Raw genomic sequence first — 15639 nt, forward strand, 5'->3', positions numbered from 1 at the left:
AAAGATCAAACTCATGCAACGGGAGCTTGATAACTACTAATCTCATTTTTTTGTAAAAAACAAACACCTTAAAAACCTAGGCACTGCTTAGGTTTTTTTTGTTTTATCATCTTTCAAAATATAAAAATCATATACATCATTGTAATTGTATAGAATATTTTCTATATTTGATTATGCAGAAAATATTCTATACATTAATTATTCACATTGAACACTAACATAAATCAACAATACAATGAAACATAATTTAAAATTTGTATGCTTTCTTCTCATAGGAGGATTTTTAGCAACAGTATCATGTCAAAAAGATGATGATGCATTAGAGAACAGCAATCAATACAACATACCAAGTATTGAAACAGCCAAAGCCTACTTTAATGATAATATTAACCTTTCTTCTTTAGGATCCAGCTCACTTAGGAATGGGGAAAGTCTTCTAAATTCGGATTGGGATCTATCTAAGGCAAAAAAATACAAAGATGAACCTCAAGAATCTCTAGACATTTTATACACACCTATTTATTTACCTACAGCTGGTAAAGCAAAAAGTTTTGTGGGCTCTGTAGAAGTTAATAATGAGATGCAATCTAAACTATTTATACTGCTCTATAAACAAGCAGAAAACAGCGGGGCTTTTTCTGGTTTTATGATGATTTACAACTTAGATGGACAAATTGAGTATTCCTATGAATATACAGATGGTCAACGCGTTGCAGAGGGCCTCCCTTCCCTCGTAAATAGCACATTAAATCGAACGAATGATGGTGATTGTGAAAGTCCCTTTGATAGTATAGGTTGCCTTATAGACTGGGTTGGTGGTGATTGGTTTGGTATAAATGGATTTATTGAAAATGACCTTGTAGAAATCATTGCTGTAGGAGATTCTAACACAGGAGGAGGACCTTTTGATGATTCCAGCTTTGGAAATCCAGGGTTTAGCATCCCAGCTTTAGATGATAGTACAGCAGGTGCTAATGGTAATATTGAAGAACCTTGGTGGCTAGACAATACAGTTAGTGCTAATGCACTTTCTATCATTATGGCTTTAGAACTGGAACATGTTGCACTACCAGAAGCTGATTGGCTTTTAAATCAGGCATCCCAAGAGCAGCTAACATCTATTGCCAACTTTTTAAATGCCAATAGATCTAAAGACAAAAACACCTCTCCTGATGGCATAGAAAATGACGGATTAAACCCAAATCAAATGACCGAAATATCGCAGGAGGCATTAGATTTTGCAATAAGTATGATTAATTTTTTGATGAATAATCCAAGTATTAGCTTTGAACATAACTCCTCAAATGACATTAATACCAACACACTTAATTTTGGGTCTTTTGACGAGTTCGAAGACTACTATGATAATTTAAATGGGAATAGTTATACCACAATGTCTTCTACATTTCAAGATGGCTCAATTAGAAGGGATGTACATTCGCTGGAATTCAATAGTTTTCCCCAAGCAGATTTGGTAACTACGGTTAAAATCGCGATTCCGAATAACAATAACACTTTGGAAAATTTGAATGTTATAAATGCAAGAACTATATTAGAAGGGAATAACACATTTTTCGATTGGACTCAACTTGATAGCGAAGATCCCGATGATAGCGATGGAATTCTGGTTGAAATCAATGAAGATTTAAATCGTGTCAAAATTTCTATTGAAGGTGAAATGCTTGTTGGCTTAAACATAAGTAACTATCCTATTAGATTTAGACACTTAATTACAGTCGTGATTACCTATGATTATTCTACAGCAGAAATCAATGAAAATTACTGCTACTGGCATAACACCAATAATTAAACATACCATTAATGAAAACAAAATCTTTAGTAACCATCGTATCCTTTTTTTTGATAATTAGCTGTACCTCTTATAAGCCTTTTTCAAGTATTAAAGAGAAAAAAGAAAGGATAAGCCAGATTAAAAGTTCGTTTAACTTAACACCAAAGGAAATCAAACTAATTAAACATCAAGATTCTATATTATATGAAATAGCTGAATCTATGGATAAAGAAGTTAAATTTTATACAACAAATAGACGTATCGATTCTTTTTTAAGCGGTAATTATTTGAAAGATGAAATGTTAATGGCCTTAAATATCGATCAATTAAAATTGAAGGGAGAGTTTGATTTTGATCGCACAAATCAGTTTAAAGATCGCCGATTGAACATTGAATCGCTTGAAGAACTTGAAAAATATATGAGAAAAATTGATAGTAGTTTAATGATAAATATGAAAATAAAAGTAGACACCATTACAAAAAAGAAAAACAAACCATAATACAGTGATTTTTTAATAATGTTTGAGTAAATAAAAACCCCCTTTCCACATGATGTGAAAAGGGGGTTTTAGATATTATTTAATTTCCTTACCATTTTTGTCATAAAAATGATATTCAAGATATGTGTAAGCATCTCTAGGTAAAACTTTTACCCATTTTTTGTGTTCTATAAACCATTTAGAACGTACTGATGGAAACCCTTTGGTTAAAAAGGCTGCTATAAATGGATGTGCATTTAGCGTAATCTTTTTATAGTCTTTTTTGAAAAGCCTTTCTAGGTCTTGCGTAATCTTTTGAATCACTACAATTGGTGCTTCAATTTCTCCGCCTTCTCCACCATTAGGATTTTCTTCTTTTGTTTTAATATTGCGTTCTGGGCGAACACGTTGTCTGGTAATTTGTATCAAACCAAACTTACTAGGTGGCAAAATCTTATGTTTTGCCTTATCATCTTTCATTTCGTCACGAAGATGATTGTACAATTTTTTTCGATTCTCTGCCTTTCCCATATCAATAAAATCAACTACGATAATACCTCCCATATCACGTAAACGCAATTGGCGAGCAATTTCCGAAGCAGAAATTAAATTGACTTCTAAAGCAGTGTCTTCTTGGTTTTTTTCTTTGTTAGATCTGTTTCCGCTATTCACATCAATCACATGCATCGCTTCGGTATGTTCTATTACCAAATAAGCGCCTTTTGCCATAGACACTGTGCGACCGAAAGAGGTTTTTATTTGACGCTCAATACCATACTTTTCATAGAGTGGCACGCCATTTTTATACATCTTTACTATGGATTCTTTAGCAGGTGCAATCTCTTGCACGTAATCTTTAATTTGTCCATAAAGCACTTCGTCATCTACTGTAATACTTGAAAATGAATCATCAAAAATGTCTCTTAATATAGAAGAGGCTTTGTTCATTTCGCTCAAGACCTTACTAGGATGATGTGCTTTATTTAATTTTTTACACATTGCTGTCCATCTATTCAGCAAGTTCTGTAAATCTTTGTCGAGTTCGGCAACTTTTTTGCCTTCTGCGACTGTACGAATGATAACACCAAAACCTTTAGGCGTAATACTCTTTACCAAGCGTTTTAAACGCTCTTTTTCTTCTTTAGATTCAATCTTTTGAGAAATTGAAATACGATCAGAAAACGGTACTAAGACTATATAACGACCAGCTATAGACAACTCGCTACTAATACGAGGTCCTTTGGTTGAAATTGGCTCTTTTACAATTTGTACTAATAGAGATTGATTTGATTTTAAAACATTAGCAATGCTTCCGTTTTTATCAATATCTTTCTCAAACTGAAAATTTTTCAGTAAAAAATCGGTATGTCTACCTGTGCTTACACGTTTAACGAATTTTAAAAGTGAAGGTAATTTAGGTCCTAAATCATGATAATGCAAAAAAGCATCTTTTTCATAACCCACATTTACAAATGCAGCATTTAGACCAGGAACAGCTTTTCGTATTTTGGCAATAAATATATCACCAACCGAGAAGTTATTATCATCTTCATCTTTGTGTAACTCGATAAGTTTTCCATCTTTTAATAAGGCAAAATCAACAATATCAGAACTCGATCTTATAATCAATTCTTTTTCCATGTTGTTCATTTTAATCCACCTCGATTCATTTCGAGATAGATGGATATTACTTTATTTTGACACAGGATATTTAATCCAGCAAATTCATGTATTACGAAGGTAAAACGTAATAAAACTCATGAATTTTATATCAAAGAACGTTGTTTTTAAAATTAAGAAAAGTAGTTAAAAAACTACTTTTCTTAATTTATTTCTTTTTGTGACGATTAGCGCGTCTACGTTTTTTACGCTTATGCGTCGCTACCTTGTGTCTTTTTCTTTTTTTACCACTTGGCATAAATAAGTCTTTTTTAAATTAATATTTGTTTTAATGCTTTAGTTTACTTCAACGTTAGTCTTAACACCTTCAACAAATACTTTTGCAGGTTTAAATGCAGGTATATTGTGAGCAGGTATTTTGATTGTTGTATTTTTTGAAATGTTACGTCCAGTTTTTTCTGCTCTAGTTTTAACGATAAAACTTCCAAAACCTCTTAGATATACATTATCTCCACCTTCTAATGAAGATTTTACTTCTTCCATGAATGTTTCAACTGTTGCTTGAACATCTCCTTTTTCAATTCCTAATTTATCAGAAATTTTCGCTACTATATCAGCTTTTGTCATTGTTATTAATTTTTAGGGTTATCTATTAATTATAAGGGATGCAAATATAGGTAATTTAATTTCAATATTTCAAGCGTAATTAATTAAAATTTAACCTTGTAAAGATTTATTTTTGTAAAAATTTAGTCATATAAATGAATTTTACCGAAATTTTAACGCATTGGTACTCAGTCAATAAGAGAAATTTACCATGGAGAACAACTAAAAATCCTTATCACATTTGGTTGTCTGAAATTATTATGCAACAAACTCAAATTACCCAAGGATTACCTTATTATGAAGCTTTTGTTACCCATTTTCCTACTGTTTTCGACTTAGCAAATGCCAGCGAACAGGCGGTTTTAAAGCTTTGGCAAGGTTTAGGCTACTACTCTAGAGCTAGAAATTTACATGCCTCTGCTCAATACATTGTTAATGATCTCAATGGTGAATTTCCAAATACATATGAAGCGCTTCTAAAACTTAAAGGTGTAGGAGATTATACAGCCAGTGCCATCTCTTCTATTTGTTTTGATGAACCTCATGCCGTTGTTGATGGTAATGTTTATAGGGTGTTATCTCGATATTTCGCGATTGACACACCTATTAATTCTACTAAAGGTATTAAGGCATTTAAAAAGCTCGCTACAACACTAATTGACACCAAACATCCAGGAGACTACAATCAGGCTATAATGGAATTTGGAGCCACACAATGCAAACCTAAAAGCCCCAATTGCAGCAATTGCCCATTAACAGATAGTTGCTTAGCATTTCAACACAAAACAATAGATCAATTACCTGTTAAATTAAAAAAAACCAAGGTCACTAAGAAGTATTTTAATTTTTTGGTCATCCTCTCCCAGGATAACAGAGTGATTTTCGAGCAGAGAATGGATAAAGGAATTTGGCGAAATTTATATCAATTTCCTCTATTAGAATCAGATAGAAGTTTGGAAGCCCATGAATTTCATCTTCTTAATTTGGGAAACACACCTCTAATAGACGATGTTATGGAACATTATTTATATAATGAAACAGATATCATTCATAAACTATCACATCAGCATTTATACACCAAATTTTGGATTGTCAAACCTGAAACATTTCCGTCAAAAAGCATTTCTATTTCAGATATAGAAACCTATCCAACACCAATTTTGATAAGTAATTTTATAGACCAGTACAATTTCTGATTTTAGAGAACTCATAAATTTTTCATACTTTTAATAATCAGACTTTAAAATGCTTAATTTTGTAGTCTTAAACAACAATAATTATGTCAGGAACATTAAATAAAGTGATGCTAATTGGGCATTTAGGAGATGAAGTAAAGATGCATTATTTTGATGGTGGTAATTGTGTAGGGCGTTTTCCATTAGCTACTAATGAAACTTATACTAATAAGCAAACCAACGAGCGCGTTACTAATACAGAATGGCACAATATTGTAGTACGCAATAAAGCCGCCGAAATTTGTGAAAAGTACTTATCTAAAGGTGATAAAGTATATATTGAAGGACGACTTAAAACCAGAAAGTGGCAAGACGACAAAGGAGCAGATCGTTACTCAACAGAAATACAATGTACAGATTTTACCTTCTTGTCTACTAAAAATGAAAATCAAGGTGGTACTCCGCCAGCGGCCAATCCACAGCCTGCGGCTGAGCAAACACCTAGCAATTCAGTATCTAAACCCATAACAGAAGATAATGATGATCTTCCGTTTTAAATAACCTAAACTAAATTATTTACTTTGGATCCCGAACCCGCGAGTTTAATAGTCTTAATGCTTAATGTAAACGTTTCTTTAATTTCTGGGCTCGTATTACTTTTTATTTTATTGCTTTGCTCTGCTTTAATTTCTGGTGCGGAAGTCGCTCTTTTTTCATTATCAAAGTCAGATATCGATTCGGGTTTAGAAGACAACGCTAAACATTTCAGTATCGTTTCTAAACTATTAGACCGTCCAAAAAAACTATTAGCAACCATCTTAGTAGCCAATAACTTCATTAACATTGGCATCGTTTTACTATTTGATTCCTTAAGCGATATTCTATTTAAAGGCGTTGATGCTTCTATTAGTTTTTATTTTTTTAAAGTTGATCTTGTTTTCTTCCTAAATGTAGTAATCATTACATTTTTAATTTTACTATTTGGTGAAATTGTTCCAAAGATTTATGCCAGTAGAAATCGCATGAAGTTTTCAAAATTCATGGCCTTACCGCTTAAAGTTTTAGATGTTATTTTTTCACCTATTAGTTTACCTATGCGTAATGTAACATTGGGTATTCATAAGAAATTAGGAAAGCAAAAATCAAACCTTAGTGTTGATCAATTGTCTCAGGCTCTAGAACTAACTTCTGATGGAGACACAACAGATGAAGAACAAAAGATTTTAGAAGGCATTGTTTCCTTCGGAAATACAGATACGAAGCAAGTCATGCGACCTAGAATGGATATTTTTGCGCTCAACGAAGATTTAACCTATGACGAAATCATTCCAGAGGTTATCAAAAATGGGTATTCTCGAATTCCTGTTTATAAGGATAGTATAGATAATGTCATTGGAATCTTATACATTAAAGACTTACTGCCATTTATAGATCGAAAAGAATTTGATTGGACTACACTCTTGCGTGATCCATTTTTCGTTCCTGAAAACAAAAAACTGGACGATTTAATGGTAGAATTCCAAGAAAAAAAGGTTCATTTAGCTGTTGTAGTTGATGAATATGGCGGAACATCTGGTGTGGTATCCTTAGAAGACGTAATTGAAGAGATTGTTGGTGATATTAGTGATGAGTTTGACGATGATGACGTGATATATACTAAAATTGATGACCGCAACTACTCCTTTGAAGGCAAGACTACCTTGAAAGACTTTTATAGAATTCTGAAATTGGATGATACATCAGAATTTGAAGACCATAAAGGTGAAGCCGAAACTGTTGCAGGGTTTGTTTTGGAAATTTCTGGCATATTCCCTAGACGTCAAAGTAAAATAAATTTCAAAAATTACGTTTTTACTATTGAAGCTATCGACAAAAAGCGAATCAAACAAATCAAATTTACTATATTGGACTAAATTGCCTCCTCTCTATGACTATTAAAAAATTTGTTATCCCATTAATTGCTATTGCTTGTTTTTCCTGCGGAAATGATCCGTTGCCAAAACCAAAGGCTATGCTAAGATTGGACTATAAAAAACCTGTATATACAAAAGTAGATGTACGTTTACCATTCACTTTTGAAAAAAATAGTAATGCCGATAAAATTTCGAACATTAAACTTGATGGCATTAACAATTCTATTGGTGTGAATATAAATTATCCTGCCATGAAAGGCACCATTTACCTTACTTATAAGCAAGTTAATACCACCAACTTAGATTCATTACTTCGCGATGCACAGACGTTAACACAGAAACATACAATTAAAGCCGATGAAATAGAAAGTGTTCTTTATGAAAACCCCGAACAAAATGTATATGGAATGTTTTACGAAGTTGGAGGTAATGCAGCATCACAATCACAATTTTATGTTACCGATAGTACCAAACATTTTTTAAGCGGCTCTTTATACTTTCATGCCATACCTAATTACGATTCGATTTATCCAGCAGCAGTATATTTAAAAAATGATATAAAGCGCATCATGGAATCTGTAGAATGGAAAGAATAAATTCTATTTAAAACATAAAAAAATGCCTATCAAAACTGATAGGCATTTTTATTTTTATGAATCTTACTAAAATTAGTTATTAATAACCCATTCACCGCTACTCTTAATCATCGAGAAATCTTCGGTTGAATTTCCAGGTGCCCAAGTTGCTATTGTAACAATATATTTTTGTCCATCTGCTGCAGAAGGATTCAAATTATCTAGTACAATATTTAATGCAGTAACTATCATCTCATCTGTCCAGTTAGTACTTCCTCCAGCTCTATTAAAGTTACCAAAGTTATCTAAGTTATCAGCCGCTGCTTCAAAACCTTCAACAGCTATTAACTCTGACGCTACTAATGTATAATCACTACCAGTTAAGGTATATCTAATTGTATTATCTGGAACCCAAATACCATTTTCTAAACCAAATTGTAGAGAAGATATACTAGGTGACCAGTTTCCGCCACTAAATGTGTATAAGTTTCCTTTAGTTACAGTACCTACACCACTACCACCAAAGAATCTATAGATTATAAATAGTTCGTCTCCTTCTTGAGCAAACGGGTAGTTAATACTTAAGAACTGTGGTAAATAGTTTTCTGGTAAAACAGAACCACTAAAGTTATTAAATGCACCTGGCTGACCAGAACCTTCACCCATTGAATCATAATCAGCACTACTTAAATAGTACACGCCATCTACCTCATCCCATTCACCTTCAGAATATTTGTAATATGCAGATAATGACTCGGTATCGCCAGAAAAACCGATAGTTCTAATAGCAAAATCTTGAACTCTCCAACGTGGTGAATCAGAATCTGTAGAGCTATACTTTAAAGCTACGTGAACAGTTTGTCCATCATAAGCAGTAAAATCTAAATCAGCAGATGTCGTCATACTTCCAAACATTGTTTTATCAAAAGCAACAGCAGTCCATGTTGCAGTCGTAGGATCTCCACCAGTTGCATAGTCCATAGATACTAAGACATCAAATAAGGTTTCATCTCCTAAAAAGTCAATCTCTTGAGTAATTTGAAATGATAAACCTGTACTACCAGATAAGTCATATTCAGGAGAAATTAGCCATTCTTCAGTAGCATTAGCACCACCTGAAAAACCAGACCCTTCAGCATAAGCAGCTTCATCTCTCCAGCCTAAATTATCATCATCACCTTCTAATCCGTCATCTAATACTTCTACAAGTTCAAAATTACCAAAATCAAGTGGAAATGATGCTTCGTAAACGCTAGCCAAACCAACTTCAGGCTCTGCTGTAAATCTATTATAACCTAATCTCACTACTTGTCCTTCTGTTGGACTGGCGAATTGATCGGCTAGTACATTTTCTAATGTATTTCCAGCATTCTCACTAGGCAAAAATGCATTACTATTACTTGTTGGATAATCACTAGATCCCAAACTATATACATCTGCATTAGTGAACGCACTTACATCTTCTGGGTTACCATCTATTAAGTTAAAGCTAACAGTAACTGATGAACCGTCTCCCCAAAAAGGGTATCTATCTGCTAAAAACGGAGGTAAGATAACTTTAGCGTCCTCTATGTCGCTAAATGCTTCAAACGTTTCATAAAAATCAGGATCTTCATCGTCTCCTTGATCAACTAGAGCTGCATAATCATCTGATGTTAATGTAAATTCATCAACACCAATTATTGGGTCGCCCAGATTGGCAAGATCATCATTAATATCTTCTACAGGATTACATCCTGTGAAAATTGCGCCTATAAAGGCTAATACATAAACTATTCTTTTCATTGTTCTATTTTTTAAAATTTAAGTTTTGCTCCAACACTAAATGTTCTTCCAAAACCATAATAAACTAAAGCTGTTTCAGCATTTGAATCTGCACCATCTAAGGCATCAGCGATATATTCTGTATTAAATACATTATTCATTCTAGCTGTTAACGATGCGTCGAAATCTCCAAACGAGAAACCATGAGTAATAGCAGCATCAAATACGCCATACGATGGTACTTCCCATGGATCTGGAGCACCTTGTGTTCCTCTATCACTTGGATCAAAATCTGCATACAAACGATCGAAATAGTTGTAATCTACAGATAATCTTGTCTTTACTCCAAATCTATAGTTAACACCTAATGCCATAGTTGTTTGAGCAGCATCACCTACAGGTGTATCTTCAATAAACAAGTTTACTGTATCTACTACTTCCTGCTCTTCATTTAAAATATTAACTCCAGTAACATCTTCTTCCCATCTCCAATCTCCAAGAGATGCCATACCTGTAATGTCTAATTTATCTGTTGCTTTATATACAAAATCAATTTCAATACCTTGGTGAATTGCATTTACACCTAAAATGTTAGCAAACCCTGTTTCATCTTCATTTAACTGAAAAGACAATGTTTCCGTTCTATCTCTCCAAGCAGTTCTATATAAGTTAACATTAGCAGAAAAACGTTCGCCTCTGAAACCATAGCCGATTTCATAACTTGTTATTTTTTGATTTTCGGCATTTTCATTAATCTCATCATTGTTAAAGTTAGGGAAAACCGCATCAAAATCAGCTGCTTTTTCAAAATACCCTATGTTAACAAATACATTATGGTTCATATCGATTCGATAGTTAGCACCACCTTTCGCTCCAAAACCAAAGAAGTTGAAACGATCTGTTTCTTGAAGAGGATCGCTATTTAAATAGTTAAAGTAATCTTTTCTCTTATAAGATGTGTTCGACGCGTTTAATGATATGAATGTGTTGAAGTTTTCGTTTACATCATATTCTAACTGAGCAAATGCTCCTAACCACCCAACGATTCCGTCATTATTATAAGCCACTTTATCACCTACTCTTGCGATACCTGTTGGGTTATTAACGTTATCCTCATTAATTATGAATTGACCACCTAATAAATCTGTAACTTCTCTAAAGTGTTTTCCTGTATAGCTTCTCCAGTCTAATCCAGCCAAAAGCACTAAGTCATCTGATAAATCCGATTTCAATGTAGATAGGATTCCGTACCAATTGTGGTCGTTACGTGATGCTCTTAAAGCAGCACTAGAACCATTTGCTCCATTTGCAATATTTTCATCAACTATGCGGTCGAAATCTAAAGGACCAAGTACACCTATACGGTAATCTGGACTTGTGAATTTAAATCTTCCATCACCTTCAAATCCTGGTGTTTCGGCATCACTTCCTAGAGTTCCACCTCCACCTCCAGTACCAAAGGACGCATAGGCTGCTGTTGAGATACTTGTTTTATCATTGAGATCCCAATAGTGATTTAAAGAGATCTGAGGTTTGTGATAAAAGTTATCTTCAATAGATGTTAACTGACCATTTTTATAACCCCAATCTGAGTTATACTTGATACCATCTTCACTCAATCTATATGTATCAATTAAATGTCTGTTTTGTCTTTGACCATGACGTTGTTTTGCGCCAAAAGCGGTAAAAGATAATTTGTGTTGATCATTAAGTTCTTTAGATACGTTTACAAAATATGAAACAGCATTAAAAGGTGTTCCTCTTACATAACCATCACCATCAGTCTTAGCGGCTGAAACTGTAACAGCGAAACCATTTTCCATTAAACCTGTAGAATACGTTACTCCAAATTTTCGGTACCCATCATTAGCAAGTGTTGTCATAATGTTTCCACCAGCTTCAGCATCTGTCGTTTTAGTCAAGATATTGATTGTTCCTCCTACAGATGGCACGGCAACTCTTGCTGCTCCAAGACCTCTTTGCACTTGCATTGAACTAGTAACATCTCCTAATCCAGCCCAGTTACTCCAGAATACACGACCATTTTCCATGTCGTTTACTGGAACACCATTAATCATTACGGCAACATTCTCAGAATTAAATCCACGTAAATTAATACGACCATCACCAAAACCACCACCTGCTTTAGTAGCATAAACACCAGGTGTAGATTTTAATACTTCAGGAAATTCTTGTGTTCCTAATTTTAATTGAATATCTGCAGCTCTTACCGTTGATACAGCAACAGGTGTTTTTCTGTCTACTGCTACAGATGCAATAATTTGAACTTCTTGTAAGCCTACTTCGCTCGAAACAAGAGTAATCGTCCCAAGATCCATATCTCCTGAAAAAGTAATTGTTTGCGAGTTATAACCCACAAAAGTAATTACTATTTCTCCAGACGACGCTTGAGTTTTAAGGGTGAAATTTCCATCAAAATCGGTGTTGGTACCATTTGATGTTCCCTTTTCAATGATATTTGCTCCAGGTAATGGTTCGTTCATATCAGAACCAACTAATTTACCTGTAATTGTGCTTTGTGAAAAAGCAATTGTAGTGCACAATAAGACTACAAATACCAATAAACATTTTGAAATTTTTTTCATTGTTTAAAATTATTTAGAGTTTTAATTTTGCGGCAAAAGTACACCTGATAAAGGGATACTATATTACCAAAATGTTAAGATTTGTTAACCTTTAAAAATACTTAAAATTTTCTTAAAATTTGAAATTGACCTGTTGTTAAAGCAATAAGTATTTAACAACCTCATCTTAGGTTTTGGTAGTGTTTAATGAGGTTTTGGGTAGATTCGTCATGATTGTTAATAACATTTTCATTTTGAAGTTCGTCTAAAATTGTATTTGCAAGCTGTTTTCCAAGCTCAACACCAAACTGATCATAACTAAAAATATTCCAAACAATTCCCTGAACAAATATTTTATGTTCATACAAGGCAATCAATTTCCCAAGACTTTGTGGCGTTAATTTCTCAATTAAAATCGTGGTTGTTGGCTTATTTCCTTCAAAAACTTTAAAAGGTTTTAATGCCTCTATTTTCTCTTTGGAAAGTCCTAAATCTTGTAATTCTTTAGTTACAGTACCCTCAGATTTACCATTCATTAACGCCTCTGTTTGGGCAAAGAAATTAGACATTAATTTGTCATGATGATCTTGGTTTCCATGTAGTGGTTTTGCGAAACCAATAAATTCGGCAGGAATTAATTTTGTGCCTTGATGAATTAACTGAAAAAATGCGTGTTGAGAATTGGTTCCAGGTTCTCCCCAAATTATGGTTCCGGTTTGATAATTAATAGTATTGCCATTGCGATCAACGCTTTTACCATTACTTTCCATAATACCTTGCTGAAGATAGGTAGCAAATTGATTTAAATACTGAGAATATGGTATTACTGCTTCGCTTTCAGCATTAAAAAAGTTATTATACCAAACACTTAAAAGCGCCGTAATTACTGGGATATTCTTTTCGAAATCTTCAGTCTTAAAATGTATGTCCATGTTATGAGCTCCTAAAAGCAACTCATCAAAATACTTAAACCCAACGGCCAAACTAATAGAAAGTCCAACAGCACTCCATAGTGAAAAGCGTCCACCAACCCAGTTCCACATAGGGAAAATATTGTTTTCATCAATACCAAAAGCTTTTACTTTTTCAATATTTGTGGAAACAGCTACAAAATGTTTTGATACAGCATCTTGAGGGGCTTGCTCTAAAAACCACTTTCTAATGGTGTTGGCATTAGACAACGTTTCTTGAGTTGTAAATGTTTTAGAGACAATAACGAATAATGTTGTTTCTGGATCTAAATTTTTTATAACCTCATTGACATGATCACCATCAACATTACTGACAAAATGTGTTTTGAGGTGATTTTTGTAAAAGCTCAATGAATCTACAACCATAGCAGGTCCAAGGTCTGAACCTCCAATTCCAATATTGACTATATCTGTAAAAGGTTTATTAGTATAACTTCTAAGTTCACCATTAATAACGCGATTAGAAAAATCTTTTATTTTGTTTTTGACCTGAAATATCTCAGGCATTACATTAGTTCCATTTACTACAACCTCATCATTTTCAGATGCTCTTAACGCAGTATGCAACACTTCCCTGCCTTCAGTTTGATTAATAACATCTCCTCCAAAATACTTATCTATGGCATCCTTTAAACCTACTTCCTCTGCCAGTTCTAATAATAGCTCTACTGTTTCTTTTGAAATCCGTTGTTTAGAATAATCTACATAAAAGTCTTCCCAAGACACAGTCATATTACTGGCTCTGCCAAGATCGTCTGCAAACAATGTTCTTAAATGCGTATGCTCTATGGTTTTAAAATGCGCTAGTAATTTACTCCAGGCTTTGGTGGTGGTTGGGTTGACTGTTTGTAATGCCATTATTGTATTTTGGACGTTAATACATCTTCTTCTGTTGGTAAATGTATTTTGTTATCTTCAAATTGAATATTATCAAGTTGAGATTTTAAAGGTTTAATAAACTCTGTATAGTTTGATTTAAGTGAATCAGGAATAGATTCGGCTGCTGGTAATTTTTCTCTAAATGGATCAACTTGTTTACCATTTTTCCAAAAACGATAACACACATGTGGTCCTCCTGTATTTCCTGTCATTCCTACCCATCCAATCACATCTCCTTGTTTTACAAAATCACCCTTTTTTACATTTTGAGCTTTCATATGCAAGTATTGAGTGCTATAAGTCCCATTGTGTTTTATTTTCACAAATTTCCCATTTCCACCTCGTCTTGTAGATTCTGTAACAGTTCCATTGGCTGTTGCTAAGATTGGCGTTCCAATTGGTGCTGCAAAATCTGTTCCTCTGTGAGGCCTTAGTTTATAGCCATAATATTTGATACGGCGATTAAGATTATAACGCGAAGAAATTCGACTGAACTGAACAGGTGCTTTTAAAAATGTACGTCTTAAACTCTTTGTATTTTCATCAAAGTAATCTGAAATTTGTTTAGTGCTATCTACCTGAAAATTGAAAGCGTAAAACGGCTCACTTTTATGCTCAAAATAGGCCGCATCTATGCTTTCTATACCTGCATAAATTGTATCCTCAATGAAGCGTTGATTATAAATAATTTTAAATCGATCTCCTTTTTGTAGTCTAAAAAAATCTATGGTCCAAGCATAAATATCACTCATATCATTAATTAATTGATAAGGTAATCCTTGAGCTTCCATAGTTTCAGACAAGTTATTCATCACTACTCCTGAGGCTTCCTTCTGAACAATAGTAATTGGTTTTTTCTCTTTATATGCAACCACAGAATCAATCATTTTGATAACCACATAGTCTATACTGTTAGGTTGATAAATAAAGTATTCTGGAGTTTGAAGTGTGTCTTTCGTGCAAAAAAGTGTATACGGCTTACCAATTTTTAATTTTCCAATATCGAATGAATCTTTGATTTTTTCTGCAATATTGAAGATTCTTGGGTAACCAATGTGGTTACGTTCCAATATTTCCCCAAAACTATCCCCTTTTTTTATCGTATCCCTCTTAACGATATAATCTTCAAGTATAAAACCAAATTCTTTTAGAGGTTCTGGCTCAACATAGGTTTGTAATTGTTCTAAATTTGGTTCTTTCTCCTCGTCCTTACATGAAAAAAAACCAATACAAATAAAAAGTGCTATTAATAATTGTTTTGGTTGCATTAAGCTAATTTG

General features: G+C 33.6%; 12 protein-coding genes. 6 read left to right on the forward strand and 6 right to left on the reverse strand.

Annotation, left to right across the window (positions count from 1 at the left end):
* Positions 1–235 precede the first annotated feature (235 nt).
* On the forward strand, positions 236–1810 hold the full coding sequence (locus tag Q0787_RS03110) for a hypothetical protein (RefSeq protein ID WP_298900764.1): 1575 nt from the start codon (positions 236–238) through the stop codon (positions 1808–1810).
* 11 nt (positions 1811–1821) lie between these two features.
* Entirely contained in the window at positions 1822–2292 is a 471-nt protein-coding gene (locus tag Q0787_RS03115) for a hypothetical protein (RefSeq protein WP_298900765.1), read from the forward strand.
* 75 nt (positions 2293–2367) lie between these two features.
* On the opposite strand, the gene Q0787_RS03120 is transcribed toward Q0787_RS03115, so the two are convergent.
* Together Q0787_RS03120 and Q0787_RS03125 are read right to left on the reverse strand one after the other, a co-directional pair.
* The gene (locus Q0787_RS03120) at positions 2368–3912 is read right to left on the reverse strand and encodes a ribonuclease E/G (protein WP_298900766.1); all 1545 of its coding nucleotides are present in this window, start codon (positions 3910–3912) and stop codon (positions 2368–2370) included.
* A 315-nt stretch (positions 3913–4227) separates the two neighbouring features.
* The gene (locus Q0787_RS03125; protein ID WP_028870804.1) at positions 4228–4518 is read right to left on the reverse strand and encodes an HU family DNA-binding protein; all 291 of its coding nucleotides are present in this window, start codon (positions 4516–4518) and stop codon (positions 4228–4230) included.
* A 134-nt stretch (positions 4519–4652) separates the two neighbouring features.
* On the opposite strand from Q0787_RS03125, the gene mutY reads away from it, so the two are divergent.
* The 4 genes from mutY to gldD all read left to right on the forward strand — a co-directional run bounded on the left by mutY (position 4653) and on the right by gldD (position 8181).
* Positions 4653–5693, forward strand: coding sequence for an A/G-specific adenine glycosylase (gene mutY / locus Q0787_RS03130; protein WP_298900768.1), 1041 nt, complete (start codon positions 4653–4655; stop codon positions 5691–5693).
* Positions 5694–5776: 83 nt separating this feature from the next.
* Positions 5777–6229, forward strand: a complete 453-nt coding sequence (ssb, locus tag Q0787_RS03135) for a single-stranded DNA-binding protein (RefSeq protein ID WP_298900769.1) — start codon at positions 5777–5779, stop codon at positions 6227–6229.
* A gap of 24 nt (positions 6230–6253) precedes the next feature.
* On the forward strand, positions 6254–7585 hold the full coding sequence (locus Q0787_RS03140; protein WP_298900770.1) for a gliding motility-associated protein GldE: 1332 nt from the start codon (positions 6254–6256) through the stop codon (positions 7583–7585).
* A 14-nt stretch (positions 7586–7599) separates the two neighbouring features.
* Positions 7600–8181, forward strand: a complete 582-nt coding sequence (gldD, locus tag Q0787_RS03145) for a gliding motility lipoprotein GldD (protein ID WP_298900771.1) — start codon at positions 7600–7602, stop codon at positions 8179–8181.
* 72 nt (positions 8182–8253) lie between these two features.
* Here gldD and Q0787_RS03150 read toward each other — a convergent pair whose 3' ends face one another.
* The 4 genes from Q0787_RS03150 to Q0787_RS03165 form a co-directional block, all read right to left on the reverse strand.
* Positions 8254–9945: a choice-of-anchor J domain-containing protein gene (locus tag Q0787_RS03150; RefSeq protein WP_298900772.1), complete on the reverse strand. Its 1692-nt coding sequence runs from the start codon at positions 9943–9945 to the stop codon at positions 8254–8256.
* An 11-nt stretch (positions 9946–9956) separates the two neighbouring features.
* Positions 9957–12530 carry a carboxypeptidase-like regulatory domain-containing protein gene (locus Q0787_RS03155; protein ID WP_298900773.1) on the reverse strand — a complete coding sequence of 858 codons (2574 nt, stop codon included), beginning with the start codon at positions 12528–12530 and terminating at the stop codon, positions 9957–9959.
* Between the two features lie 161 nt (positions 12531–12691).
* Complete coding sequence (pgi, locus tag Q0787_RS03160; RefSeq protein WP_298900774.1) at positions 12692–14338, reverse strand: glucose-6-phosphate isomerase; 1647 nt, start codon at positions 14336–14338, stop codon at positions 12692–12694.
* Positions 14338–15627 carry a peptidoglycan DD-metalloendopeptidase family protein gene (locus Q0787_RS03165; RefSeq protein ID WP_298900775.1) on the reverse strand — a complete coding sequence of 430 codons (1290 nt, stop codon included), beginning with the start codon at positions 15625–15627 and terminating at the stop codon, positions 14338–14340. Before Q0787_RS03165 ends, pgi begins: the two co-directional genes overlap by 1 nt.
* Between the last annotated feature and the right edge of the window lie 12 nt (positions 15628–15639).

This window comes from uncultured Psychroserpens sp. (genome assembly GCF_947492715.1).
Lineage (GTDB): Bacteria > Bacteroidota > Bacteroidia > Flavobacteriales > Flavobacteriaceae > Psychroserpens.